Annotated in this window: 22 protein-coding genes; 17 read left to right on the top strand and 5 right to left on the bottom strand. The window is 61.1% G+C overall.

The features are described from left to right. The first annotated feature begins 59 nt into the window (after positions 1-59). Together cysZ and FBAL_RS12365 are read left to right on the top strand one after the other, a co-directional pair. On the top strand, positions 60-830 hold the full coding sequence (cysZ, locus tag FBAL_RS12360) for a sulfate transporter CysZ (protein ID WP_013345928.1): 771 nt from the start codon (positions 60-62) through the stop codon (positions 828-830). Positions 831-921: 91 nt separating this feature from the next. Further along, entirely contained in the window at positions 922-3,246 is a 2,325-nt protein-coding gene (locus FBAL_RS12365; RefSeq protein ID WP_013345929.1) for a carbohydrate binding family 9 domain-containing protein, read from the top strand. A gap of 47 nt (positions 3,247-3,293) precedes the next feature. Here the strand turns inward: FBAL_RS12365 and FBAL_RS12370 are convergent, their stop codons facing one another. Next, positions 3,294-3,824 carry a gamma-glutamylcyclotransferase family protein gene (locus tag FBAL_RS12370; RefSeq protein ID WP_013345930.1) on the bottom strand — a complete coding sequence of 177 codons (531 nt, stop codon included), beginning with the start codon at positions 3,822-3,824 and terminating at the stop codon, positions 3,294-3,296. Positions 3,825-3,955: 131 nt separating this feature from the next. Continuing rightward, positions 3,956-5,059: an RDD family protein gene (locus tag FBAL_RS12375; RefSeq protein ID WP_013345931.1), complete on the bottom strand. Its 1,104-nt coding sequence runs from the start codon at positions 5,057-5,059 to the stop codon at positions 3,956-3,958. A 225-nt stretch (positions 5,060-5,284) separates the two neighbouring features. Between FBAL_RS12375 and cysK the strand changes: the two genes are divergently transcribed. The 8 genes from cysK to FBAL_RS12415 all read left to right on the top strand — a co-directional run bounded on the left by cysK (position 5,285) and on the right by FBAL_RS12415 (position 14,808). Then, positions 5,285-6,256 (top strand): cysteine synthase A, encoded by a 972-nt coding sequence (cysK, locus tag FBAL_RS12380; protein ID WP_013345932.1) that lies wholly within the window; start codon positions 5,285-5,287, stop codon positions 6,254-6,256. 163 nt (positions 6,257-6,419) lie between these two features. Then, positions 6,420-7,973: a methyl-accepting chemotaxis protein gene (locus FBAL_RS12385; protein ID WP_013345933.1), complete on the top strand. Its 1,554-nt coding sequence runs from the start codon at positions 6,420-6,422 to the stop codon at positions 7,971-7,973. 78 nt (positions 7,974-8,051) lie between these two features. Further along, positions 8,052-8,309: an HPr family phosphocarrier protein gene (locus FBAL_RS12390; protein ID WP_013345934.1), complete on the top strand. Its 258-nt coding sequence runs from the start codon at positions 8,052-8,054 to the stop codon at positions 8,307-8,309. 31 nt (positions 8,310-8,340) lie between these two features. Continuing rightward, complete coding sequence (gene ptsP, locus FBAL_RS12395) at positions 8,341-10,017, top strand: phosphoenolpyruvate--protein phosphotransferase (protein ID WP_013345935.1); 1,677 nt, start codon at positions 8,341-8,343, stop codon at positions 10,015-10,017. Positions 10,018-10,075: 58 nt separating this feature from the next. Beyond that, positions 10,076-10,585, top strand: a complete 510-nt coding sequence (gene crr / locus FBAL_RS12400; RefSeq protein ID WP_013345936.1) for a PTS glucose transporter subunit IIA — start codon at positions 10,076-10,078, stop codon at positions 10,583-10,585. Between the two features lie 429 nt (positions 10,586-11,014). After that, entirely contained in the window at positions 11,015-13,459 is a 2,445-nt protein-coding gene (locus FBAL_RS12405; protein WP_041251737.1) for a DMSO/selenate family reductase complex A subunit, read from the top strand. Positions 13,460-13,471: 12 nt separating this feature from the next. Then, entirely contained in the window at positions 13,472-14,107 is a 636-nt protein-coding gene (locus FBAL_RS12410) for a DMSO/selenate family reductase complex B subunit (RefSeq protein ID WP_013345938.1), read from the top strand. A 50-nt stretch (positions 14,108-14,157) separates the two neighbouring features. Continuing rightward, a complete protein-coding gene (locus FBAL_RS12415) occupies positions 14,158-14,808 on the top strand; it encodes a TorD/DmsD family molecular chaperone (protein ID WP_013345939.1) in 651 nt (216 codons plus the stop codon). Positions 14,809-14,879: 71 nt separating this feature from the next. Here FBAL_RS12415 and torS read toward each other — a convergent pair whose 3' ends face one another. Then, the gene (torS, locus tag FBAL_RS12420; protein ID WP_171814269.1) at positions 14,880-17,699 is read right to left on the bottom strand and encodes a TMAO reductase system sensor histidine kinase/response regulator TorS; all 2,820 of its coding nucleotides are present in this window, start codon (positions 17,697-17,699) and stop codon (positions 14,880-14,882) included. A 104-nt stretch (positions 17,700-17,803) separates the two neighbouring features. Between torS and torT the strand changes: the two genes are divergently transcribed. Next, complete coding sequence (gene torT, locus FBAL_RS12425) at positions 17,804-18,718, top strand: TMAO reductase system periplasmic protein TorT (RefSeq protein WP_013345941.1); 915 nt, start codon at positions 17,804-17,806, stop codon at positions 18,716-18,718. Here torT and torR read toward each other — a convergent pair. Next, positions 18,688-19,407, bottom strand: a complete 720-nt coding sequence (gene torR / locus FBAL_RS12430) for a two-component system response regulator TorR (RefSeq protein WP_013345942.1) — start codon at positions 19,405-19,407, stop codon at positions 18,688-18,690. The two genes, torT and torR, sit on opposite strands and share 31 nt — an antisense overlap. Before the next feature lie 247 nt (positions 19,408-19,654). Between torR and FBAL_RS12435 the strand changes: the two genes are divergently transcribed. From FBAL_RS12435 to FBAL_RS12460, 6 genes are all read left to right on the top strand, one after another. Further along, positions 19,655-20,494, top strand: coding sequence for a universal stress protein (locus FBAL_RS12435; protein WP_013345943.1), 840 nt, complete (start codon positions 19,655-19,657; stop codon positions 20,492-20,494). Between the two features lie 397 nt (positions 20,495-20,891). Next, positions 20,892-21,935 carry an SEL1-like repeat protein gene (locus FBAL_RS12440; RefSeq protein WP_013345944.1) on the top strand — a complete coding sequence of 348 codons (1,044 nt, stop codon included), beginning with the start codon at positions 20,892-20,894 and terminating at the stop codon, positions 21,933-21,935. A gap of 94 nt (positions 21,936-22,029) precedes the next feature. After that, positions 22,030-22,380, top strand: a complete 351-nt coding sequence (locus FBAL_RS12445) for an arsenate reductase (RefSeq protein WP_013345945.1) — start codon at positions 22,030-22,032, stop codon at positions 22,378-22,380. Then, positions 22,373-23,506, top strand: coding sequence for a succinyl-diaminopimelate desuccinylase (gene dapE / locus FBAL_RS12450; protein WP_013345946.1), 1,134 nt, complete (start codon positions 22,373-22,375; stop codon positions 23,504-23,506). The genes FBAL_RS12445 and dapE overlap by 8 nt, the downstream gene beginning before the upstream one ends. Then, positions 23,500-24,168 carry a M15 family metallopeptidase gene (locus FBAL_RS12455; protein WP_013345947.1) on the top strand — a complete coding sequence of 223 codons (669 nt, stop codon included), beginning with the start codon at positions 23,500-23,502 and terminating at the stop codon, positions 24,166-24,168. Before dapE ends, FBAL_RS12455 begins: the two co-directional genes overlap by 7 nt. An 86-nt stretch (positions 24,169-24,254) precedes the next feature. Next, positions 24,255-25,109, top strand: coding sequence for a TolB family protein (locus tag FBAL_RS12460; protein ID WP_013345948.1), 855 nt, complete (start codon positions 24,255-24,257; stop codon positions 25,107-25,109). Positions 25,110-25,115: 6 nt separating this feature from the next. Here FBAL_RS12460 and FBAL_RS12465 read toward each other — a convergent pair whose 3' ends face one another. Continuing rightward, complete coding sequence (locus tag FBAL_RS12465; RefSeq protein WP_013345949.1) at positions 25,116-25,730, bottom strand: hypothetical protein; 615 nt, start codon at positions 25,728-25,730, stop codon at positions 25,116-25,118. Positions 25,731-25,766: the final 36 nt, after the last annotated feature.

Genomic DNA, 25,766 nt, shown 5'->3' on the forward strand with positions numbered 1-25,766 from the left:
GACCAAACGCGCAGCTCGGCAACACAATGCACTTACTGCATTAGCGTTAAGAGAACTCCGTGTTGCTAAACGACTCTCAATCCGTAAAAACCGTCCTGCCGGAAGGGGCCAGTGGTGTCAGCTACTTCCTTAAGGGTTTTGAACTGATCCGCCAGAAGGGTCTGCGCCGCTTCGTGGTGTTGCCGCTGGGCATCAACCTGGTGCTGTTCTCCGTGGCTTTCTACTTCCTGTTCCAGCAGATGGGCGTATGGATGGACCAACTGATGGCCGCCGTACCGGAATTTCTGCGTTGGTCGGAATGGCTGCTGTGGCCTCTGGTGGGACTCAGCGTCCTGGTCAGTGCCGCCTTTACCTTTACCGCCATCATGAACTTTATCGCCGCGCCCTTTAACGGCCTGCTGGCTGAACAGGTGGAGAAACGTCTGACCGGACAGGCGCTGGATACCGGCGGCATGCTGGACCTGCTGAAGGACACCCCACGTCTGGTGGGACGGGAGTGGACCAAGCTGTGCTACTACCTGCCCCGCGCTCTGGTGTTCCTGCTGGTGCTGTTCTTTATCCCCGGCATCGGTCCGATTCTGTGGTTCTGCTTTACCGCCTGGATGCTGGCCATCCAGTACCTGGATTACCCCTTCGACAACCACAAAGTGCCCTTTGCCCGGATGCGCAGCGCCCTGGCCATGCAGCGCTGGCGCAGTTTCTCCTTCGGCGCCACCGCGGCACTGATGGCGATGATTCCGCTGGTTAACCTGATCCTGATGCCGGTGGCAATCTGTGGTGCCACGGCACTGTGGGTCGACCAATACCGCGAAGTGCACCGCACCCTGTAAACACTCGTTACAAAACGTTTACCTCAGGCGCTGGCCCCCCCCGGCGCCTGTGGCACAATGGCGCAAAAAACGATAACGAGTGTTTAACAGGATGTTGAAGCGCCTTCTTCCCCTGGCAGCGCTGCTGCTCGCCCCCACCGTGTCAGCCGAATCCCGGCTGCAGGTTACCATCCCCACTACTGAACAACCCCCAACCATTGACGGCATCTTGTCGGAAGCGGCTTGGCACGACGCCACCCGGGTGCCCTTAACGCTGCAAACCCGCCCGGCGGAAAACACCCCGGCTCCGGTGCCCACCGAGGCCCGCCTGATCGCCACCCGCGACACCCTCTATGTGGCCTTTATCGCGGAAGACCCGGACCCGGAGCGGATCCGCGCCCACCTCACCGACCGCGACAAAAGCTGGGGCGACGATATGGTGGGGATCAAGCTGGACACCTGGAACCAGGCCCGTCTGGCCTATCAGTTCTTTGTTAACCCGATGGGGGTACAGCACGACAGCATCGAAAACGAGCTGACCGGGCGGGAAAGCGACGCCTGGGACGGCATCTGGCAAAGTGCCGGGGTGCTGACCGAAAACGGCTATCAGGTCGAGATGGCCCTGCCGCTTCGCCTGTTCAACTTTGACGGCAATCTGGATGAGCAGGCCTGGGGCATCGAGCTGGTGCGCTTCTACCCCCGGGACAACAACTACCGGCTGGCCGCCACCCCGGTAGACCGGGACATCGCCTGCCGCCTCTGCCAGATGGGCGTGGCCACCGGTTTTGCTGAAGCGGAGCCGGGCAATCAGCTACAGATCACCCCCTCCTTCACCGCCAATCGCATCGAAACCCGCGACAATGGCGACAGCCCCTGGGACAAAGAGGACAACATGGAGCCGGGGCTGGATGTGCGCTGGGGCATCACCCCGGACACCCTGCTCAACCTCACCATCAATCCGGACTTCTCCCAGGTCGAGGCCGATGCCGGCCAGTTGGATGTGAACACCACTTTCGCCCTGTTCTACCCGGAGAAGCGCCCCTTCTATCTGGACAATGCCGATAACTTCGCCACCCAGCTCAACCTGATCAACACCCGTAATCTGGCGGAGCCGGAGTTTGGCACCAAGATCACCGGCCAGCGTGGCAACCACGTCTACGGCCTGCTGCAGACCCGCGATGATCAGACCAACTTCCTGATCCCCGGCAACCTCGGCTCCAGCATCGCCGAACTGGGAGAAACCAGCGATAACTTTGCCGGCCGCTACCTGTACGACAGTGGCAATGGTTGGCAGGCCGGCGTTATCGGTACCTTCCGGGAGAGTGAGCACTACCGTAATGCCATGAGCGGTGTCGACCTGCGCTGGGAGATCACCGACCAACATCGCATCGACGCCATGTGGCTCTACAGTGACACCCGCTACCCCGAAGACCTGTCTGAGCAGTTCTGCGACGGCGACGACTGCTCCATGCCCGAGGACGCCAGCTGCGAATTTGGCCAGTGTGACTACAACGAGCAGGTGCTTCGTACCCTGAAAGACGGGCCGTTCCAGGGCCAGTTGGTGCGTCTTAACTACAACTATGAGTCCCGCCACTGGTTTGCCTACGCCAACCTCTACCACGCCGACGAAGATTTCCGCGCCGATCTGGGCTTTATCGACCGCATCGACTATGCCAAGGCGGTCGCCGGCGGTGGCCGAGTCTGGTATCCGGAGCAGGGCTTCTTCCACGAGGCCGAGCTCTCCGGCGATGTGGATCGCAGTGAAAACATGGATGGTGACCTGCTGGAGCAGGAGGCAGAGGCGAAATTCTCGCTGTCCGGCAAGTACGAAACCTATGTTGAGTGGTACGCGGTAACCCGCGAGCGCGTGGGTCAACGCAACGATGGCAGCAACCTGAGCGTGACCGGCAACGCCCCGATGTTCGATGAAACCTTTGGCGGTTTCTACGGAGAGGTGCGCCCGGTTAAGCCGTTCAAATTCGGCGTCGGTGCACGCCACGGCGATGAGATCGATTTTGCCAATAACCAACTGGGCACCATCACCCAGCTCAACGGCTGGATGAACTGGAAGCCCACCCGCTCCATCACCGCCCACCTTCGCCACCACTGGCGTGAGCTGGATGTGGACGGCGGCACCCTGTTTACCGCTAACCTGTCGGATCTGCGCCTGACCTGGCAGTTCAACGTGCGCAGCTTCCTGCGACTCTCCACCATCTACACCCACATCGACCGTGACCCCAGTCTGTATCAGTACAACGACGCGGATGAGAACGACCAGCGCCTCTCCAGTGAAGTACTGTACGGTTACAAGCTCAACCCGCAGACGGTGTTCTATGCCGGTTATTCCGATGGCCGCTACGCCGACGACACCGAAACCGACCTGGTGCAGGACAGCCGTACCTACTTTATGAAGGTCAGCTACGCCTGGTTGATCTGAGCCGGAACCTAGGTAAAAAGGGACGCCCAATGGCGTCCCTTTTTTGATCATGCCCGGCGGGTTGCGTCCACTCGGGTGAGTTCCGATGGCCGGTAGATGCTCCGCTCCCGCTGGCTTCGCAATGGGTCCGGATCCTCCACCGACATCACCTGTTGCAGGCTGGAGAGGTAGCCCGGTGGCAAGCCGCTCTCCCGGGCACCAATCAGGACGTGTTCCAGATACCAGTGATAGGGCTGAAGCGTGGGGTCCAGTTGCAGTGCCACATAGGTAAACGCCCGGTGCCAATGCCCCTGCTGACACTCTACCTGAACGATTTTTTGCCGGTATCCCACGCCCAGTCCTTCAGCCAGATCCAACTGCGGTTTGTGTTGCGGGTCCAGCTGGAACAGGGCGCCAAACAGGGGGGCGTTAACCGGCTCGGTCGCAAAGGCATCGCACTTGGCTGAGCCATCCCGGCCGCGCTTATGAAACCGCATCTGGTGGCCGGGAAGCGTCGCCTGGGCCAGACGCCGGGCACTGGGCACCCGTTGCTGCAAGCGCCGCAACGACATATTGGAGCCATAGGCAAAGTACTTCATGCTGCCCCTCCCTGGCAGTCTGATATCGGTGTCCAGCTTGCCCTATCGACGGTGTCAGAGCCAGTAACCGCCCGCTGCCCGCTTTGCCGTCACAGTAAAGTCATGGCAACAGCGGTCGTTTGCCTGTCGTCTTACGCGGTCTGAGCCGTGGTTCGCACCTTGACGGTTTTGCGGGCGCTCAGCCGTGCCTGGGGCCGGACATCCTCGACTACGGTGGCGGAGATCTTGTCGTGAATCGCCTGTCGGTTCGGGTCCCAGAACACCTGGATAAAGCCCAGCAGGCCGGTGGCAATGCCCGCACTGTAACCGCCATAGCGGCCAAAGGCGTCCCACAGTGAGATGGGAGTACCATCCAGTTGCCTTACCCGGCACCGGGTCAGCTTTTTCCCCACCGTCTGGCCATCAAACCAGGCCACGAATACGGTGAAGTAGAACGCCGCCAGACCAAAACCCAGGCCCAGATCTTTGGCCGCGCCCTGCAACCACGCCAATGGGCTGGTGCCGACCTCCTCCAGCGCCTGAACCTGTTTCGACAGCTTGGCCCGACGCGCCTTCTCTTTGGCCAGCGCCGCTTCCAGTTCTGCCACCGGGTCTGGCTCGGCAGGCACCGCCTCATCCCCACTCCCGACCGGCTCGGACCGATCCGGCGCCGCTTTGGCAGTGAGGTTCAGGGCGGCTCTCAGTTCGACGCCAAGTTGCTCACGCTGCTCGGCGGGGATCTGGCTCAAAATCTCCTCGCTCCAGGTCTGCCGCTCCGCTTCCGACATCACCGGTACCAGCTTCTCCAGCGGCACCAGATGTTGACGCACGCAGGCCGCATCGTCACACAGTTCAATCTGCACCAGTGACATCGCAGCACCACTGACCATCAGGGCTTCCGCTGTGGTCAGGTCTTTGTGGCTCTCCCCACTGACCACTTCGGTGACGGGCTCCTGTCCCAGCCCCTTTATCCAGCTGACCAGAGGCGGCACCAACGACGCCGCCAGCAGAAAATAGAGCAGGTAGAGCGCCCAGGTGCCCGCCTTCCATTGCCGTCGGCGCAAGCGCCAGGTGGCCAGCACCAGAATCACAAACAAGACACCATCCGATTCGGTCACCATCGCCACCACCATCAGATCGATCAACATGGCGATGCCCCGGCGCCACGGCGACGCCAGAGGGCGGTTTAACAGAACGGGATGAATCTGGAATGCATCGGGGGTGATGATGTCCTTGGGATCTTGGGCGGTGGTCACGTCAGGCTCCTTCCTGTAGCACTGGCCCAAGGTAACACAGTGAAAATGTGACCACACCCAGTCGCGGACGCGTTCAAGTCGCTGTATATAAAAAGACTTAAGGTAATTACCTTCGGGAATAAGGCATAACGAACAAACACTTCCTCGCGTCATTTCAACGATTAAGCTAAGCCTATCTGCGCGGTGTTTTTCCGCGCCCCCACTCCTTTTGGCAGGAACGCAATCATGGCAAAGATTTACGACGACAACTCCCTCTCCATCGGTAACACTCCGCTGGTGCGCCTGAGCCGCGTCACCGACGGCAACGTATTGGCGAAGATTGAGGCCCGTAACCCCTCCTTCAGCGTAAAGTGCCGCCTCGGTGCCAACATGGTGTGGGATGCTGAGAAGAAAGGCCTGCTGGGCCCGGGCAAAGAGATCATTGAGCCCACCTCCGGCAACACCGGTATTGCTCTGGCCTTTGTCGCCGCCTCCCGCGGCTACCCGCTGACCCTGACCATGCCCAACACCATGAGCCTTGAGCGCCGTAAGCTGCTCAAAGCCCTGGGCGCCAATCTGGTGCTAACCGAAGGCGCCAAAGGGATGAAGGGCGCCGTCGCCAAGGCCGAAGAGATCCGCGACAGCGATCCGAATCGCTACGTTCTGCTGCAGCAGTTTGAAAACCCGGCCAACCCGGAGATCCACGAAAAGACCACCGGCCCCGAAGTGTGGGACGACACCGACGGCGAAGTGGACGTGTTTGTGGCTGGCGTCGGCACCGGCGGCACCCTGACCGGTGTGAGCCGCTACATCAAGCTGCAGAAGGGCAAATCGATCCTGACCGTGGCGGTTGAGCCGGAAGACTCCCCGGTGATCAGCCAGGCCCTGTGCGGCGAAGAGCTGACTCCCGGACCGCACAAAATCCAGGGCATCGGCGCGGGCTTTATCCCCGGCAACCTGGACCTGGAGATGGTGGACGCCGCCGTCACCGTTTCCAATGACGAAGCCATCGCCATGGCACACCGCCTGATGAAGGAAGAGGGCATTCTGGCCGGCATCAGCTCCGGCGCTGCCGTTGCCGCCGTCAACAAGCTGATCGCCGATGACCCGTCGCTGAAGGACAAGACCATCGTGGTGGTGCTGCCCTCCTCCGCCGAACGCTACCTCTCCTCGGCGCTGTTTGCCGGCATCTTTACCGAAGCCGAAAACGAACAGTAACACCCCGTTTCGCTTGTGCATTTGGGCGGTCTCAGACCGCCCTTTTTTTATGTTTTTTTGTAATTCCTTTAGGAATTTAGAAATTTTTGATCCATACGCTATCCCCGGGTCGGTACAGTTTCGTTTAATGGGGCCGACGCATAACAACCATCAAGGGATAGAGATGATCGCGCTGTTACGACGCCTCACCATCTCGCTGCGCCTGTTGGCGCTGCTGGGACTGGCAGCCGGGGGAACCCTGGTTTACACCTACCTTGGCCTGACGGAGCAACGGGCCCAACTCAGTAACGACCGTGAACACCAGGTCATCGAGATGGCCGATACCCTGGCCGCCACCCTGCAACACGCCGATATGGCCACCCTGCCCTGGGACACCCTGACCAAACCCGATGCCCCCTTATGGCTGTACCGCCTGGATGGTCAGGCAGTACGCGGAGAAGGTGCCCCGAAGCAGGCGGAACAGTGGCGTGACCGTGCCGGCAATCTGCCGCTGCAGCAAGCCCTCGCCCGGGTCAAACTGGGCAACAGCTACGATGGTCAATTCCAGCTTGATGGCAAAACGGTATGGCTCAGCGCCCGGCCCCTGAATGGCCAGATGCTGGTGCTGTCCGGCGATGACCGCAGCGTCGACGCACAGATGTGGGTGGTGATCAAAACCTACGCCGTGTTCCTGTTCTTCCTGGCGCTGCCGCTGCTCTCCCTGTTTATTCTTCTCAACTACTCCATCACCCGCCCGCTCAATGACGCCATCAACGCGATGGAAGCGATCGCCAACGGCGACGGTGACCTGACCCGACGCCTCGACACCTCCGGGCACGATGAGATCACCCGCTTCGCCACCAGCTTCAACCAGTTCACCGGCAAGATTGCCGAGATGGTGAGAAACCTGCAGCCACTGTCCCAAAGCGTCAATGACAGCGCCCACCGCCTGACCACCGTGGCGGGTGAATCCCAGGCCACCGGCGAACAGGTGCATAGCCAAACCCAATCCGTCGCCAGCGCCATGACCGAGATGCTGGCCAGCACCGAAGAGGTGGCCCGCTCCGCCCAGCAGGCCGCCGATGCCGCCGACGGTGCCCATAAGCAGGTCGGCAACTGCCGCACCGCCGTCCAGGGCACCCACCAGTTGGTGAACTCCCTGGCGGATGATCTCAACCAAACCGCCCGCACCGCCGACGAGTTGGCCCAGCACAGCGCTCAGGTTGGCCAGATCCTTGAGGTGATCCGCACCATCGCCGATCAAACCAACCTGCTGGCCCTGAACGCGGCCATTGAAGCCGCCCGCGCCGGTGAGCATGGCCGCGGCTTTGCGGTGGTGGCCGACGAAGTGCGGGCCCTGGCCAACCGCACCCAGGACTCCACCAACGAGATTGGCGCCATCGTCGACAACATCCAGACCGGCGTGGGTCAGGTGACCGATGCCGCCGGCAGCTCACTCAATCAGTTCCAGGCACTGTCTGCCCAGGCCCAGGAAGCCAATGACGCGCTCGATGCCATTGTTCAGGCGGTGGTGGCGATCCAGGACCGCAACAGCCAGATTGCCACGGCCACCGAGCAGCAGAGTCAGGTCAGCGCGGAGGTCAACGGCAATGTCCACACCATTGCCGAGTTGACCGAAGCGGCCGCCAAGGCCGGGCAGAGCCATCTGGGCGCCGCCGACGAACTGATGGCCATGGGGGGCCAGCTCAAGCAACAACTGGCTCAGTTCAAGGCCTGAGCTCAACATTTGACCCCATCCGGTGGCGCCAGTATCCTTGGCGCCACCACGCCCCAATCACCCGGCCCGGCCACCTTTATGCATCGTAAAACCGTCACCGTAACCGCTCCCCATGGCATCCATACCCGTCCTGCTGCACTGCTGGTAAAAGCCGCGCAGGGGTACGAGTGTGACATTCTGGTGGAGTGTGGCGGCCGCCGGGCCAGCGCCAAGAGTCTGTTCCGGCTGCAAACCCTGGCTTTGAGCCAGGGCGCCGAAGTGACCGTGAGCGCCCAGGGCGACGGTGCACAACAAGCGGTTGAAGCCATCGCCACTCTGCTGCAAGAATTGAACTGAACCGCAGCCATCGCCACAGGAGGGCCAGGCCGTGTCAAAAGTCTTTACCGCATTTGCCATCAGCCCCGGTCTCGCCCTTGGCACCCTTTACCTGTGCCGCCCCACCCATCAGGAGCGCAGCAACGCGCCCGAGCCCGATCCCAAACGCCGACTCACCCAACAGCTGCGCAAAGAGTGCGACGCCCTGGCGCAACTGGCCCAGCGCCCTGACCTGAGTGACAGCCAGCGCGCCCTGCTGGACGCCGACCGGCTGTTGCTGGAAGACCCGGAGCTGCACCAGGCCATTTTTGAGGTGATCGACACCGGCCAGGACGCCGACGATGCCTGCCTGCAGGTGTTTACCGAATACGCCAAGCAGTTCGAACAACTGGATGATCTGCATCTGGCCCATCGCGGCCGGGATATCCTCTGCCTGGGTGAACGACTGGCCCGGCGCCTCAGTGGTCTGAGCCACGGCCTGCCGGAGCAACTCGATGAGGACAGCCTGCTGGTGGTGCATGACCTGACTGCGGCCGAATTTATCCACCTGCCCAAACAGCACCTGTGTGGCGTGGTGCTGGAGCGCGGCAACGTCGATGACCACCTTGCCATCCTGCTGCGCAGTGCCGGCATCCCCACCCTGGTGATGACCGATGCCCTCAGTCGCCTGTCGGAACTGTCCGGCCTGCTGGATGCCGATAAGGGGCAGTTGACCCTGGCCACCAATGACACCGATCTCGAACTGTTTGCCGCCACCCTGGCGCAGTGGCAACAGCGCCGGCAGAAGCATCTGGCCTGCCTGGCGGACAACGCCGCCACCGGCGACGGTGAGCGGGTCTGGCTGGGGGCCAATATCGGTTCGGTCGAAGAGGCCGATAAAGTGGCCCAGTACCACCTCGATGGCATCGGCCTGCTGCGCAGCGAATTTCTCTATATGGCGGAGGGGCACTGGCCCGATGAAGCGCGCCAGCTCAGCCTCTACCGCGCCATCGCCCGTCAGTTGGACGGCGCACCTCTGATCATCCGCACCTTCGATTTTGGTGCCGACAAAGCGTTGCCGGGCTTAAATCTGGTGGAGGCCAATCCGGCCCTGGGCCAACGCGCCATCCGCCTGGGCCTGGCCCAGCCGGAACGCCTGAAAACCCAGCTGGCCGCCATTGTCCGGTTGGCGATGGAGTACCCGGTCAAACTGCTGCTGCCGATGATCAGCCTGCCGGAAGAGTTGGAAGGCGTGTTAGCACAGCTGGAACAGGTGAAAGCGGAGTTGGCGATGAATCCGCCCCTGCCGGTGGGCATTATGGTGGAAACCCCGGCGGCGGTGCTGATGCTCGACGCCATGGCCGACAAGCTGGATTTTGCCAGTGTCGGCACCAATGACCTGGCCCAATACTGCTACGCCGCCGACCGCAACAACGCCAATGTCAGCCCGCACTATCCGCAACTCAGTCCCGCCCTGATCCGCCTGCTGCACCAACTCAGTCGCCAAGCCAAAGCGCTGGAACTGCCGCTCTCCCTGTGTGGGGAACTGGCCTCCGAACCGCGGGCTCTGCCTTTGTTGCTGGCGATGGGATTACGCAGCTTCAGCATCACGCCGGTTCGCAGCGCTGAGATCAAATATCAGCTGCAACAGTATCGTCAGGCAGAGGGCAAAGCGCTGCTGGCCAAGGCCCTGGCCTGCACCCACAAGCGAGAATTGTTGGCACTGTTAAACGATTGTGTGAACAGGTGATTTTCGGCTAACATTGGGACTCAGATCCCTCCCTACAGACGTCAGAAGGTCAACATCCATGGGATTTTTCAGTCGACTACGCCGCATGATGGCCAACCGCGAGGTCCCCGCCGATGGGGTCGCCATCATGGCTCCCGTTTCCGGGCGCCTGGTGCCTATTGAGCAGGTACCCGACGTGGTGTTCTCGGAGAAGATCGTCGGTGACGGCCTGGCCATCGATCCCACCGGAAACCAGGTACTGGCCCCCATCGACGGCACCATTGGCCAGATTTTTGATGCCAACCACGCCTTCTCGCTGGAGTCACCGCTGGGGCTGGAGCTGTTTGTTCACTTTGGTATCGATACCGTCGAACTGCGCGGCGCAGGCTTCACCCGGCTGGCCGAAGCGGGTCAGCAGGTCAGCGCCGGAGACCCCATCCTCGAGTTCGATCTGGATTACCTGAAGGCGCACGCCAAAAGCGTGCTGACGCCAGTGGTGATCGCCAATATGGAAGACGTCAAAGCGCTGGAGAAACAGGACGGCGAAGTGGTGGCCGGGCAAACCCCGATGCTGCGCGCCTACCTCTGAATGATGTGATTCTGCGCCGTTAGCGAAAAAGCCAGCCTCCGGGGCTGGCTTTTTTGTGGAGGCAACTCACAGTTTCAACACGTTATTCCCGCCGTTTTTCAGCCTTAACCCCTGCTTTTTGTGAGCCTTATCACCAAACCCCCGCCCCCGTTCATTTTTTTTCATAACTTGTCTTAAGCCGTTCAAAACCATTCCCAACACATTCACACCATCAGCCTATTCTGACAGCCAATCCCAGACCGCCAGATGGCGGCGATGCGCCGAAGGGGAAACCCGGCGGGACAGACACCAAATAAAAACCTTACTGTATGTAATGTTACTGTCCCAAAGGAGCGACCCATGAGCCGCACACCTTCGGCACGGATGCAAAGCATCTGCGTGTGAGCGAGGGCGGTGGCCCGCCCAAACCAAGAGGTATCATCCATGCAATTGGAACGCCGTGATTTTCTTAAGATGAGCGCCGCCCTCGGCGCCGCCGCAGCCGTCACCGGCTGCAGCCCTGAAGTGGCCAAGCCGGTCGCCCCGCTGAAGCCCACCGGCCCGGAGACTCTGAACTGGAGCTCCTGCCTGGTTAACTGCGGCTCCAACTGCCCGGTTCGCGTGTTCAGCCGCGACGGCATCATCACCCGCATCGAAACCGACTTCTACCAGAAGGACGAATACGGTCATCATCAGGTGCGTGCCTGTCTGCGTGGCCGCTCCCTGCGCCAGCGCGTTTACGCGCCGGACCGTCTCAAGTACCCCATGCGCCGCGTTGGCCCTCGGGGCAGTGGTCAGTTTGAGCGCATCAGCTGGGAAGAAGCTTTGGACCTGGTGGCCGGTGAGCTTGGCCGCCTGCGCGAAACCTATGGCCCTGAGTCCACCCACTTCACCTACAACTCCGGTGCCGGTTACAGCTTCTCCGGTAAGCAGTGTCTGTACCGCCTGATGAACCTGACCGGTGGCTACCTGGGCACCTATGGCGATTACAGCTGGGCACAGCTGTACAAAGCCGCTCACTACACCTGGGGTGACGCCAACCTGGGCTGGCGCGGTTCCTCCAACTCCGAGATGAAAAACTCGGATCTGGTGCTGCTGGTGGGTCACAACCCGTCCGAGATCCGCATGAGCGGCTCCGGTGAGTCCTACGACTACCTGAACATCATCCAGGCCAAGCAGAAAGAGCGCGCCGAGAAAGGCACCACGTTCAAGACCATCATCATCGACCCGCGCTACACCGACTCTGCGCTGGGTAAAGAGGACCAATGGGTTCCGATCCGTCCCGGCACCGACGCCGCGCTGATGGAGGCCCTGGCCTACGAATTCATCACCAATGGCTGGCACAACCAGGCGTTCCTGGACAAGTACACCGTGGGCTTCGACGAGAAGACCATGCCGGAAGGCGTGGGCTACGAAGAGTCCTACAAGGCGCACATCCTGGGCGATGGCCCGGACGGTCTGAAGAAGACCCCGGAGTGGGCTGCACCGATCACCGGTATCGATGCGGCCACCATTCGCCAGCTGGCCAAAGACCTAGCGTCTGCCAAGGCGCCCTTTATCCATGTGGCCGCCTCCCTGAGCCGTCAGGCCGCCGGTGAAAACAACCTGCGTGCCGCGCACATGCTGCCGATTATCCTCGGTCAGGTGGGCCTGCCGGGCACCAACAACGGCGGCCTGTGCACCGGCGCGTCCCTGTTCGCCCCGAGCATGCCCACCGGCAACAACCCGGTGCAGAAGAAGATCTCCTTCTTCACCTTCACCCAGGCCATTCAGGACGGTAAGAACATGACCGTACTGAAAGATGGCGTGGTGCTGCCTGAAAGCGAGCTGGACAGCAACGGTGACGGCAAACTGGGTACCGACATCAAGGCGATCATCAACTACGCCGGTAACGCGCTGATCAACCAGCACGCCGAAACCAAGAAGACCGAACAGATCCTGGCTGACACCAGCAAGTGTGAGTTCATTCTGGTGATCGACAACTGGATGACCCCGTCCGCCCAGTTCGCCGACATCGTGCTGCCGGACGTCAGCTGGCTGGAATCCGAGGACCTGGTGAACCAGGCCTACGCCGCCGGTGACACCGGCACCCTGATCCAGATGAGCACTGCGGTTGGGCCGATGTTTGAGTGCCGTCCGGTGTACGAAATGTGTGTCGAACTGGCCAAGCGCTGGGGCGTTGAAGAGCAGTTCACCGAAGGCAAAACCGCCGACCAGTGGCGCGCAGAGTTCTACGCCAAGGCGCAGGAAGCCACTCCGGAACTGCCTAACAAAGACGTGATGCTGAAGCAGGGCATCTTCCGCAAGTACCTGCCCAACGGCAGCTACATCGTGCTGGAAGACTTCCGTAAAGACCCGGAAGCCAACCCGCTGAAGACGCCGTCCGGCAAGATCGAGATCTACTCCAGTCAGCTGGCCCACAAAGCCGCGACCTGGGTACTGAAAGACGGCGACGTGATCTCCGCACTGCCCAAGTACGTGCCGACCTGGGACGGGTACCAGGACCTGGAAAACAAACAGGCCGAGTTCCCGCTGCAGCTGACCGGTTACCACACCAAAGGCCGCGCCCACTCCAGCTACCACAACGTACCGTGGCTGCGTGAGGCGGTTGAGGATGCGGTATGGATGAACCCCATCGACGCCGAGTCCCGTGGCATCAAGGCTGGCGATATGGTGATTGTGTACAACAAACGCGGCCAGATTGAAGTGCCTGCCAAGGTCACTCCGCGCATCATGCCCGGCGTTACCGCACTGGGCCAGGGCGCCTGGTACAAGGGCTTTGGCCACAAAGTGGACAAAGGTGGCTGTTTGAACACCCTGACGTCACAGCGGACAACCCCGCTGTCCAAGGGCAACGGCCAGCACACTAACCGCGTTGAAATTAAAAAGGCTTGATAGGGGGCAACCATGCAAGTGAAACAGCAGTACGGCTTTTACGTCGATGCCAGCAAATGCACTGGCTGCAAAACCTGTCACGTCAGCTGCAAGGACAAGAACGATCTGCCGGTGGGCGTGATCTGGCGTCGTGTGTACGAATACGGCGGCGGTGACTGGGCGCCCCAGGCGGACGGCACCATGAAGCAGAACGTGTTCGCCTACTACATGTCCATCGGCTGCAACCACTGCAGCAAGCCGCCCTGTGTCGAGATCTGCCCGACCGGTGCCATGCACAAGCGGGCAAAAGATGGCATCGTACGGGTCGATACCGAGCAGTGCATCGGTTGTGAAATGTGTGCCGAGATGTGCCCTTATGACGCGCCTCAGTACGACAAGGCCAAAGGCCACATGACCAAGTGCGACGGCTGTTTTGAGCGCATCGACATGGGCCTCAAGCCGATCTGCGTAGAGTCCTGCCCGATGCGTGCCCTCGACTTCGGTCCGATGGACGAGCTGAAAGCCAAATACCCCAATGCGGTTAAGCCGGACATCGCGCCGCTGCCGAGCAGCGACATCACCCAGCCGAGCCTGATCGTGGCACCCAACCGCCACAGCCGCCCGTGCGGCTCTGAGCAGGGCAAAGTGCTGAACTGGGCGGAAGTCTAAGCCTATTACTGAGGGGGAGCCCCGCTCCCCCGTTGCGACGGAGAGACCCGATGCTGAATCAGGACCAGCTGAGCCAATACCAGGCCCAGTGCAACGTGCTCTACCATGCCATCTACTTCGAACCCAGCGACGTCATGCCGGACCGCTTACGCGCCGTCGACGTGGTTCACAGCTGGCCGCAAACCGGTGCCGCCGACGCCCGTGCCGCGGGCCTGGCCCTGCTGGGCGAGGCGCTGGCCGAGGACAACGACACCCTGCTGCCGAGACTGAAGCGGGATTTTACCGAGCTGTTTATTGGCCCGGTGGAGCTTAAGGTGATCCCCTGGGGCAGCCCCTACCTGCACGAAAAGCGTTTGCTGTGCGGGCCATCCACCCAGGCATTGGTTCAGTTTTACCAGCATTACGGCATCCTGGTGACCACCCAGCTTAACGAGCCGGTGGACCATATCGGCCTGATGCTGTCGGTGCTGTCCAGCCTGCTGGAACAGGAGGTCGACAAGCAGGATGGTGCCGCCCTTGAGGTGTTGCGCGTGCTGCTGGCTGAGCACCTGCTGCCCTGGTCTCCCCGTTTTTGCGACAAACTGGCCAACGCGGCCCAAACCCCCTACTACCGGGGTCTGGCCCTGTTGATTACCAGTGTATTGGAAGGACTGAAGCAGGATCTCGGCGTTCAGCCGCTGTCGCTGCAGTTGTTCCAGTAACCGTTTTCATCATCCCACACCTGCAAAGGTCCGAATTCGGCGTTCGCCGACATTCGATTCGGCTGGCCGAACTACCCTTTCTCGGCCAGCCATTTTTTTACCTGCTCGACGTCACTTTCCAACTGTTGTGCCAGTTGCCTGGCCTGCTCCTGCGACCAGGTTGCCGCCCGCTCAATCTGCTGACACTGCTGCGCCAGTGCCGCCAGCCCCAGTGCGCCTGCACCGCCCTTAAGCTTGTGCGCCAGCCTGGCCAACGCGGTCCCTTCGCCCTCCTGCTGCATCGCCTCCAGCGTGGCCCGGGCATCGCTTTCAAACTGATTCAGCATGGTCTGCATCATCTCGCTGCCCAGCACCGACTGGTCCTGCGCCAGCTGGCCCCAATTGATCGCCTGTTGCGGCGATGGCGTCGGTTCCACCATCCCGGCCTCCGGTTCACGACTCCCCAGTTGCGCCGCCAGCGCTTCCGCCAGCACATTCATCCGCACCGGCTTGGCCACAAAACCATCAAACCCCGCCGCCAGATAATCCCGCACCTGCTCCTCAAACACCTGCGCGGACACCGCAATACAGGGCAGTGGCCGGGCAAAGTGTTGCTGCTGCAACGCCTTAAGCTGTTGCTGCAACTCGGTGCCGTCGCCATCCGGCAGATGGATGTCCACCAGGGCCAGATCAAACCGACGTGAAGCGGCTTCCACCCGCGCCGCCTCGGCATTGGCCGCCATCACCACCCGCTGTCCCAACTTGGCCAGAAAGCCCGCCATCACCATGCGGTTGACCGGATTGTCCTCCACCACCAACAAGCTTGCGGCAGGCAGGGACAAGGCCGGGCGCTCCGGCTCACTCTGAGGTTCGGTCTCCGGCCAGGGCAACGTCAGGGTAAACACACTTCCGTGACCTGGGGTGCTGGCCAGACTGAGATCGCCTCCCATCGCCTCGCACAGGCGCCGGCTGATGGGCAGGCCCAAACCGGTGCCGCCCCACTGTTCGCCACTGCGGCTTTGCTGGAAAGGCTCAAACACCGAACGCTGGCGCTCCAGTTCGATGCCCATGCCGGTGTCCTCCACCGCCAGTCGCAGTGTCCCGCCGTCGGCGCTGAGCGCCACCCTCACCTCTCCCTGGGCGGTGAATTTGATGGCGTTGCCCACCAGGTTCAGCAGCACCTGGCGCAGCTTGGCGTGGTCACCCAGATAGGCGGGCGCCAGCGTACCGCGTACCGCCATCCGCAGGCTGAGCCCCTTCTGGGCCGCGCGGGAAGCGAGGGTATCCAGCACCGACTGCACCAGCGCCTCCACCACCACCGGCTCTTCAACCACGCTGAGGTGGCCCGCTTCAATTTTGGAGTAGTCCAACACGTCATTGAGCACGTCCAGCAACGCTTCACCGGAGCGGTGAATCACATCAAGGTAGTGGCGCTGTTGCGGGGTCAGGTCGGCATCGGCCATCAGCTCGGCGGTGCCGAGGATGCCGTTCATCGGGGTGCGGATCTCGTGGCTCATGGTCGCGAGGAAGGTGGTTTTGGCCCGGCTGGCTGCCTCCGCCTGCTGTTTGGCTTCCGCTGATACCGCCAGCTCCTGCGCCAGCAGCGCATTGGCCTGGTTCAGCTCTTCGGTGCGACTGGCCACGGCTTGCTCCAACTGCTGGTGTTGCGCCCGCAGCGCGTCTTCCGCCTCTTTACGGGCGATGGCGGTCGCTTTAAAGGTGCCGATGGCGTCCGCCAGCCGGCTCAGTTCATCACTGCCGCCCTTCACCACAGTGACCGAATGGTCCCCCTCCGCCAGCTTCAGCAGCGCTCCGGTGGTGCCATTGAGGCGCACCACCACTTCTCGGTACACCACCCGCCACAGCACAAACGCCGCCACCAGAGCCGCCACCAGCCCCAGCGCCAGCAACCCCCACAGCGCCTGCTGATAGCGCGAATCGATCTGGCTTTGGGCATTGGTCAGGCCCTGGTTGGCGCGACGCACCAGCACGGTCACCGCCGCATTCATCGCCTTAAACCGGGCATCAAGGTGAGTCAGTGCGTCCCGGATCTCCAGTTCATGGGCCATCTGCTGACGTTTAAGCGGGTACAGCTCGGCACCCTCACTCAGTCGCTGCCACTGGGCCAGGATGGCGTCCCGTCGCTCAGGGTCGGGCACTTCGGCCATCTGCAGCGGCAGGTAATCCGCCAGCTCGGCAAACTGGCTGGCCCGACGGGCCATCAAATCCGGGTCCTCCATGTAGGGCAACAGCACCAGATGTCGACGCAGCTTAAGCAGGTTGTTCTTCAGTTCGTTCATGCGCCGGATCTGCATCAGGTCCTGCTCAATCAACGCATCCACCTTGCTGTCCATGTCGCCGCTGCCATAGAGCCCGACACTGCGCGCCACCATGGCCGTTTCGGCGTTGGCCAGCTGGCCATCTGCCAGGTCCGCCAGTCGGTTGGCCGCCTCGTTGACCCGGGTAAAGCGGTCGTCAAACTCCCGGTGCAGGCTGATCTGGGTACGGGCCAGCTGGTAGACGTTCTCCAGTGTCGTCACCACCTCATTGTGCAGGTGCTGCAGGGTACTGCGCTGGCCCGGTTCAATCGCCACCAGCTCCTGCAGGCGCCGGTCCAACGCATCGTTGGTGTGGCCCAGCTCGCGCCAGGTTTGCTCCAGCACACCGTCGTCGCGCAGCTCCGCCATAAGGCGTCCGCTGCTGAGGATTCGGCCGGACAGGTCCGCCACCACCCGGGCCTGGTTCAGGGCCGGCACGGCGTCCTTAACCAGTTGCTGGTGGGAACTGCGCAGCTGCCCCAGGCTGACCAGACCAAGGCTGGCCGCCAACACCGACAGGGCGGCGAGGATGACAAAGGCGATCAACAGTTTTCCGGCCACCGAACGCCAGGGGGAAAAGGATAACGACAACAAGGGACAAGGCTTCCGCTCTGGTACACTAGCCCAGTGTACCCAACTTTGAGTCAACTGCCGTGGGACGATTTGCCCTATCTGCCTGGATCTTGTCTGTAAGTTTGATGTCGCTCGCCCACGGCGCCGAGCCCACCCGGCTTTGCGCCCTCTACCCGCACCTGAAAGATTCCTACTGGCTGAGCGTGAACGCCGGCATGGTGGAGCAGGCCCGGGCCCGGGGCATCGAACTGAAGGCGTTCGAGGCTGGTGGCTATGAGCATCAGGCCACCCAAATCGAACAGTTCCAGCGCTGTCGCGACTGGGGCGCCGATGCCGTCCTGCTGGGCAGCGTCACCTACGAGCTGCCCAACCTGATCCGCGATGCGCTGGTCAGCGTGCCGACGCTGGCGGTGGTGAACGAGGTGGAGCCGGACACCGTGGCCAGTACCATCGGGGTGGATTGGTACCAGATGGGGGAAGCCGTGGCGGAGTACGTCAATACCCACTTCGCCGATGACACCCATGCGCTGCTGATGTTTGGCCCCAAGGGCCAGGGCGGCAACCAGTTTCTCAGCCAGGGGCTGCTGGAGCACCTGACCCCCGGCAAACTGATGGTGGACGCCACCCTCAACGGCGCCAACAGCGTGGCGGAGCAACGCCAGTTACTGAACGAATACCTGGCCGCTCATCCGGCGCCGCAGCTGATCATCGCCGGGGCGATTCCTGCGGAAGTGGCGGTCAATGAGTTGCGCGCCCGCGGGCTGGAAACCCGGGTGATCAGCACCTACCTGAGCCACGGCGTCTACCGGGGCTTGCTGCGGGGTAAGGTTGAGATGGCCAACAGCGATCGGATGCGGCTGCAGGGGCGAATGGCGGTGGACGCGGCGTTGGATCTGCTGGCGGGAAAAGCACTGCCCGAGCGACTTGACCCGGGCATAGAGGTGTTAGTGCCCCCCAAAGCTCTGGGCCGGTTTGAGGACAGCTTGTCCGACCCGGACTTCCGGGCGGTTTATGACGTTACGGTGGTGCCGAACAGGTAACCTTCACCGTGGACGGTGACAAACAACTTCGGCAGGCCCTCCCCCTTCTCCATCTTGCCCCGCAGGCGCCGCACCAGCACATCGATGGTGCGGTCATCCGGGGCGTCCACCCGATGTGATACCAGATTGAGCAGACGCTCCCGCGCCAGCACCTGTTGGGGGTAACGGGCAAATGCCGCCAGCAGTTCAAACTCCGCCGTCGTCAGGCGCACATCCACGCCCTCGCGGCACAGGTGGCGGTTGCCCAGGTTCAAGGTCCAGCCGGCAAAGTACAGCTCATTGCCCATGGGCATTTCATTGGCCGGACGCTGCGCCAGGCTGATGCGCCACAGCAGGTTTTTGACCCGCACCAGCAACTCCCGCATCTCCACCGGCTTGGTGACGTAGTCGTCGGCCCCCATCTCGAGTCCGACAATCTTGTCGACGGAGTCGCTGCGGCCGGTAACCAGAATGATCCCCACCGCCGATTCACTGCGCAGTTCGCGGGTGAGTTGCAAGCCATCTTCGTCCGGCAGATTGACGTCCAACAGCACCAGGTCGAACTCCTGCTCTGCCATCGCCGCCCGCATCTGCGCGCCATTGGATACCGCAGTCACCTGATAACCGGCCTGCTGAAAATACCCCTGGTGACGCATCTGGGTGACGCTGTCGTCTTCCACCACCAAAATGCGGCTGCCTGTCAGAGCCATTGCTTCGCCTTATCTGCCTGAGATTGGCCCCCGATCTTGGAAAGCTTTGCCGTCAGTTGCAACATCAATATAAGCTCAGAAGTGATCATCAGCACAAAACGGCACCACCTTATCGGGCCGGGGCGGCGCCATAGGCCTGCGCGGTCAGGCCCGCGGGGCGGCCCACCTAAGCGCCTATGCTCACTATACTTAATGCAATCTGAGTCGCCGGGCACCGGCTGTTGACTCTCCAGTTCAGGAGACAAGGATGTTACCCACCACCATTATTCTCCGTGCATTGAAGGGAGACCCGGCACTGATTCAGGCCAAATTGCGGGTGCTGCTCGCCGAGGCCAGCACGCCCAGCCGGGTGATTATTGATGCCGAGTCGCCCCCGCTCCAGCGCTTCTATCTGTTTGAAGATGATGCGCTAAGCGCCGCCGCGAAGGCCTATCGCATTGACGTAGAGATGTGGGCAGAAACGTTGTTTGCGCCACTTAACGCCAAGGGGGAAAGGTTCTCTCTGGAGTACATCTGGAACAAAAGTTCGCTGGTGGAACGCCTGGCGCAAGCGCCCGAGGCAGGCCAACTTATCCTCTTTTGTCTGGAGGCTTCGCTGCCTTCACGCTACCGCCGTGCGATTGAGCAGAGCCAATCTCCGGTTCTGGTCCTTGGCGAGAACCGGTGGCATCACCCCCCGAATCTGGTGGTCGGTATCGACCCTTTTCACAAAAGCGACCGCCCCGCCGACATCGATGCCAAGGTAGTACGCACGGCGATGACACTGAGTAAACGCCTTAAGGGCCAACTCACTCTGGTGCACAGCTGCTACACCCCCTCTTTCATGATCAAGTACCGCGCCATGATTCAGTCCACCCACCAGAGGGTGATCCACGACTTTCTGGCCAAGCACCATCTGCAGCGACTGAACTGGCACCTGCTGTTGGGGGAGCCCGCCGATACGCTCTCAGATTACTGCCGGACGCATCAGAGCGACCTGCTGGTGATGGGGTTGGTGGCCCGGGGCCTGATCAAAAAGCGGATCACCGGCAGCACCACGGACCAGCTGATGTCCGAACGTGCTTGCGACCTCTATCTGATCCCCTGAACCCAGCTGCATCAGCCGCTTTGGCGACTTGCGCCAGTCAAGCGGGCTTTTGTTAATGCTGGCAAAACCGGCCAGGCCACCACCTTGTCGGCCCGGTCCGTGGGTGTCACAATGCCCGCACAATAACTGACTGGAGCAAAAAGGATGATCCTGTACGGCATCAAAAGCTGTGAGCACTTTTTGTCAGTTATGCCGTCACCTTTCCTGAAGCATCTCAATTGACAGTTAAGTGCTTCCTCAGTAGCGTAAAGGAAGGTGCCCACCTTACTTGTGTGCGAGTAAAAACAGGCTTTTAAATACACACACCAGTTCTCATAAATGTTTCGACGCTGTCTGGCGAATTCGACGACTTAAACGCACACCTGATTCAATTGCCAGCCAGCGGAAGGAGATATTTATGTTCCGCAAAGAATTGGCTTTCACTCTGCACCAAGCTGTCCGAAATGAGCTCCCCTCTATCAAGCGTTCCCATTGCCACGAACTGATTGCCGCCGCATTTGGTTTCAACAGCCGTGCCTCCATGGATGCCCAGGGAATGCTTACCCAATCCGCTCTACTGAATGATGGCGAATGGGATGAGTATGACTCTTGGGACGATACTTTCGATGAAGAAGAACCCGCTCAAGAGTACTCAGAGGTTGATGTTAACCAGCTCTCAACTCGCCTAGATGCCTTGGGGCTCAGAACTGAGCACGCTACTCGAATTGCCGACGTGATTTCCAACCTGTTACGTGAGCCACAAATCGTATTCGCCGATTACGGCTCCCTCTGGCATGAAGATGCCAGGGAGCACATCATCGAAAGGGCAAAAACACATCCCAATGCAGCCTATGCGCTAGCGTGCTTCAACGAGTGCAGCATGCCTCCCTCCTCAGAAGCCTATTGGTACAACCAACGCCGGCAGGGCATTGAACTCAACACCACCCAAATCGAGTTTGCTGACGAGTACGGCGAAGCATTCGAGCAAGCCAATTTGTACCAAAGCTTACTTAAAAAAGCTGCCCAACTTGGTCACGCAGATGCGGCCTATGTCATGGCTGATGTGGTCGAATCCGAAGAAGAACACGAGAGTTGGTTACGTAAGGCGGCAAACCTCGGAAGCGTTCAGGCTCAGTCACATTTGGCGATTCATTACGAGGAGTCCAAATGGCTAGAATGTGCAGCCAACCAGGGGGATTTCTCCTGCTTAGATACCCTCGCTCGGCAGGCATTTGAGCAACCAAACTCAGAATCTCTTATCGAGGGCTACAAGTGGGTAAAGCTGGCTAAGCTTTACGGCCATGATTTGACCCGAAGCATTGCCGATAATGACGAAGACTACGGCCCGGTCTTTGTACTGCATGAAGGGATCCACCTTCCTAAAGCCACGAAAGCCCAAATAGATCAAGCTGCACGAGATGCCACTGAGACATATAAACAGTACAGCACTGACCTTGACTAACCCTAAGCTAAGCATGTGATGCGTAGCAGGTTACCGCCGCTTTTTGGTAACCTGCTACGAAGCCTCAAAAACTGCAACTGGAAGCAATTTAGAAATGATTCTCTATGGAATAAAGTCCTGCGATACCGTTCGCAAGGCCCGCAAGCACCTGGACGCTAAGGGCTGCACTCACACCTTCCACGATTTTCGCGAAGCCGGACTGGATGACGCCACCCTGACCCGCTGGCTGGCGCAGGTGCCCTACACCACCCTGCTCAACACCCGTTCCACCAGTTGGCGTGCGCTCGATGACGCCGCCAAGCAGGACCTGGATGCCGATAAGGCCAAGCAGCTGATGCTGGACAACCCCACCCTGGTCAAGCGTCCGGTGCTGGAAGCCGGCGATGCCCTGATGGTGGGTTTCAAAGCCGCTGACTACGACCAGTGGGTTGCCCAGCATGGCTGATTCCGCCGTACTGACCCTGGCCAAAGACCTGATCGCCCGCCCCTCGGTAACGCCGGAAGACGCGGGTTGTCAGGCGATGATGGCCGCACACCTGGAACGCCTCGGCTTCACCATCGAATCGATGGTGTTTGAAGACACCACCAACCTGTGGGCCCGCCGTGGCAGCGAAGGTCCGGTGTTCTGCTTTGCCGGCCACACCGATGTGGTGCCGCCCGGCGACCTCAGCCAATGGCACACCCCGCCATTTGAACCCACGGTCATCGACGGCATCCTGCACGGGCGCGGCGCGGCCGATATGAAGGGCTCTCTGGCAGCGATGCTGGTGGCGGTGGAGCGGTTCGTTACCGAGCACCCGGACCATCAGGGCTCCATCGCCTTCCTGATCACCTCCGATGAAGAGGGGCCGTTTATCAACGGCACCACCCGGGTGATCGACACGCTGGAAGCGCGCAATGAGAAGATCACCTGGTGCATCGTTGGTGAGCCCTCCAGCACCCATAAGCTGGGCGACATCATCAAGAACGGCCGCCGTGGCAGCCTGACTGCCGAAGTCACCGTTAAGGGGATTCAGGGCCACGTGGCCTACCCCCATCTGGCGGACAATCCGGTGCACAAAGCGGCCCCGGCGCTGGCCGAACTGGCGGCGATGGAGTGGGACAAAGGCAACGCGTTCTTCCCGCCCACCAGCTTCCAGATCGCCAACATCCACGCTGGTACTGGTGCGCCTAACGTGGTGCCCGGCGCCCTCAATGTGCAGTTCAATTTCCGCTACAGCACCGAAGTGACGGCGCAGGATCTGGAGTCCCGGGTGCACAATATCTTTGACCGCTACGGTCTGGATTACGACATCAAGTGGACCTACAACGGCCAGCCGTTCCTGACCGGCGGCGGTGCCCTGCTGGACGCCACCTGTGCCGCCATCCGGGAGGTCACCGGTTACGACACCGAACCCTCCACCAGCGGCGGCACCTCCGATGGGCGCTTTATCGCCCCCACCGGTGCTCAGGTGATTGAACTGGGCCCCTGCAACGCCACCATTCACAAGATCAACGAGTGCGTCAGCGTGCGGGATCTGGAACTGCTGGCCGAGTGCTACGAGAAGGTGCTGGAGAAGCTGCTGTGCTGAGCCAGGCCCAACTGCTGGGCGTGGATGACAGCCACCTGGTGGCCGTCGGTCCACAGCGGCTGGAGGCCCGCACCGCTGAGGCGTGGCAGGCGTTGGTGGCGGATGCCGCCAGCGCCGGTTTCCAGCTGGGGCTGTGTTCCGGCTGGCGCAGCTTCGAGCGGCAGATGGCGATATTCAACGGTAAAGCGGAGGGCAACCGCCCCCTGCAGAATCGCCGGGGCGAACGCTGTGACGTCCGGGTGATGAGCGATGCGGATATTCTGGATGCCATCCTCGCCTGGTCGGCCCTGCCCGGCATGTCCCGCCACCACTGGGGAACGGATCTGGACTGGTTTGATGCCGGTGCCCTGCCCGCCTCGGAGCTGAAACTGGAGCCGTGGGAGTATCAGGAGGGAGGCCCCTGTCATGCCCTGGCCCGGTGGTTGGAGCCGAGGCTAACCAGTTACGGCTTCTTCCGTCCCTACCGCGAAGCGTTGGGTGGGGTGTCACCGGAACCCTGGCACCTGAGTTTTGCCCCGGTTTCCGTACCGGCTCTGCACGCTTTTGATGCCAACGAGCTGGCGATGCAACTCGATGGTGCCGATCTGGCCCTGAAGGAGAGCATACTGGCCCAGCTTCCGGGCCTGGTTGAACGCTACTGCTACCGCATCAGCCCCGCCTGAATCCCGCCGGGCAAGCGCTTGTCGCTTGCCCCGTGCCAGCGCCCCTGTTAGCTTGCAACCTCCTGATAACAACAGCGAGGCCATGGATGCGCCCCTCCACCTACACGCTTCCCCTGCTAGTCACCCTGTCGACCCTGCCGCTGATGGCCGGAGCCACGCAACTGCACCTGTTCAGCCTGAAGGACGGGAAGGTCATGTCACACCAGACGGTGACGGACGCCGGGGGCTACAACAACCAACCGGCCTTTACCGCCGACAGTCAGGGGCTGCTGTTCAGCTCCGACCGGGCCGGCGGTCAGATGGACATCTTCCGCTTCGACATCGCCAGCGCCACCCTGAGCAACCTCACCAACACCCCGGAGCAAAGCGAGTTCTCGCCCCAGCCGGGTCAGCAAGGGGATGAGATCACCTACGTGGTGGAACAGGGGGTGCCACACCAGAGTGTGTGGCGTCAGCGCCAGGGTCAACCGCCTGAGCGGGCGGTGAACAGCTACATTCCGGCTGGCTATTACGCCCAACGTTACGGCCAGGGCACACTGCTGTGGGCCCGCTACGGCTACCACCTCTACTTTGAGCCCTGGGGCGAACAGGCGGACGAGCGCCACTTTGTCAGTGCCAGCGTCGGCCGCAGCCTGCATCCCATCCCCAACAGCGCGGAGTTCAGCTTCCTGCATAAACAGGTGGATGGCGACTGGGTGATCAAGGGCTTTCACCCCGACACTGGGGCCATCCGCCCCATTACCGCCATTGATAAAGCCAGTGAGGACTACAGCTGGGACCAGCAGGGTCGGATCTGGATGGGCAGCGGCAGCGAGTTGCGCCGCTGGGATGCGGAAGGTCAGTGGCAGTCGGTGGCTGACCTGTCAGAACAGGGTGTGACCACCATTGGCCGCCTGGCGATCAGCCCGGATGGCCGCTATCTGGCCATCGTCGGGCTGTAATTCGGCTCAGAAGCGCTGGATGTCGAACACCACGTCGTCCGCCACCAGCGCTTCCATCTCATCAAAGCCAAAATGGAAGGTGGTGTCCTCGGAGAAGCCACTTTCGGCATTTTGCTCAGAGAGGGCATTGCGGATGCCAGCACGCTGATCAAACTGGTATTCGGACACCACCACCTTGATCCCCTTACTGTTCACCGCCACCACTTTCAGCGCGCCGTAGGGAAATGCCGGGTCTTCCAGATCAAAGGCGCTGCTCAGGTCCATCAGGTAGATGTCTTCGACCCTGGGCTCGGCCAGATAAGCGGCCATCTTGTCTTCCCGCTCACCCTCAAAGTAGCTGCCGAGTCCCACCAGAAGAGGGATAAGCAGCGCCCAGTACTGAATGGGAATAAAAAACAACGCGTGCTGCGGTGGGTGCGGCCCCTCCCCTTCACGATGGTTGGCCGCCACACCGAAGAACCCCACTACCAGAGCGATGAGAAAAACGCTCAGCCAGAGGCTCCAGCCCTCCCCCTGATAGGTGCCCTTACCAAACAGGCCATCCAAGGCCAGTTGCATTAATAACATCACGCCAATGGCGATAACCGGCACCAGCCAGCCCAACCCGCGCCAAATGATCATTCCCTGCTCCTATGACGTAGCGGTTCACTCGGAATG

The sequence above is a fragment of the Ferrimonas balearica DSM 9799 genome (assembly GCF_000148645.1).
Classification (GTDB): Bacteria; Pseudomonadota; Gammaproteobacteria; order Enterobacterales; family Shewanellaceae; genus Ferrimonas; species Ferrimonas balearica.

What these genes read in the sequence shown, in the direction of transcription:
- FBAL_RS12365 (WP_013345929.1), top strand. Translation starts at nt 922, where the DNA reads ATGTTGAAGCGCCTTCTTCCCCTGGCAGCGCTGCTGCTCGCCCCCACC.
- FBAL_RS12370 (WP_013345930.1), bottom strand. Translation starts at nt 3,824, where the DNA reads ATGAAGTACTTTGCCTATGGCTCCAATATGTCGTTGCGGCGCTTGCAG.
- cysK (WP_013345932.1), top strand. Translation starts at nt 5,285, where the DNA reads ATGGCAAAGATTTACGACGACAACTCCCTCTCCATCGGTAACACTCCG.
- FBAL_RS12385 (WP_013345933.1), top strand. Translation starts at nt 6,420, where the DNA reads ATGATCGCGCTGTTACGACGCCTCACCATCTCGCTGCGCCTGTTGGCG.
- FBAL_RS12390 (WP_013345934.1), top strand. Translation starts at nt 8,052, where the DNA reads ATGCATCGTAAAACCGTCACCGTAACCGCTCCCCATGGCATCCATACC.
- crr (WP_013345936.1), top strand. Translation starts at nt 10,076, where the DNA reads ATGGGATTTTTCAGTCGACTACGCCGCATGATGGCCAACCGCGAGGTC.
- FBAL_RS12410 (WP_013345938.1), top strand. Translation starts at nt 13,472, where the DNA reads ATGCAAGTGAAACAGCAGTACGGCTTTTACGTCGATGCCAGCAAATGC.
- FBAL_RS12415 (WP_013345939.1), top strand. Translation starts at nt 14,158, where the DNA reads ATGCTGAATCAGGACCAGCTGAGCCAATACCAGGCCCAGTGCAACGTG.
- torT (WP_013345941.1), top strand. Translation starts at nt 17,804, where the DNA reads ATGTCGCTCGCCCACGGCGCCGAGCCCACCCGGCTTTGCGCCCTCTAC.
- torR (WP_013345942.1), bottom strand. Translation starts at nt 19,407, where the DNA reads ATGGCTCTGACAGGCAGCCGCATTTTGGTGGTGGAAGACGACAGCGTC.
- FBAL_RS12435 (WP_013345943.1), top strand. Translation starts at nt 19,655, where the DNA reads ATGTTACCCACCACCATTATTCTCCGTGCATTGAAGGGAGACCCGGCA.
- FBAL_RS12440 (WP_013345944.1), top strand. Translation starts at nt 20,892, where the DNA reads ATGTTCCGCAAAGAATTGGCTTTCACTCTGCACCAAGCTGTCCGAAAT.
- FBAL_RS12445 (WP_013345945.1), top strand. Translation starts at nt 22,030, where the DNA reads ATGATTCTCTATGGAATAAAGTCCTGCGATACCGTTCGCAAGGCCCGC.
- dapE (WP_013345946.1), top strand. Translation starts at nt 22,373, where the DNA reads ATGGCTGATTCCGCCGTACTGACCCTGGCCAAAGACCTGATCGCCCGC.
- FBAL_RS12460 (WP_013345948.1), top strand. Translation starts at nt 24,255, where the DNA reads ATGCGCCCCTCCACCTACACGCTTCCCCTGCTAGTCACCCTGTCGACC.
- FBAL_RS12465 (WP_013345949.1), bottom strand. Translation starts at nt 25,730, where the DNA reads ATGATCATTTGGCGCGGGTTGGGCTGGCTGGTGCCGGTTATCGCCATT.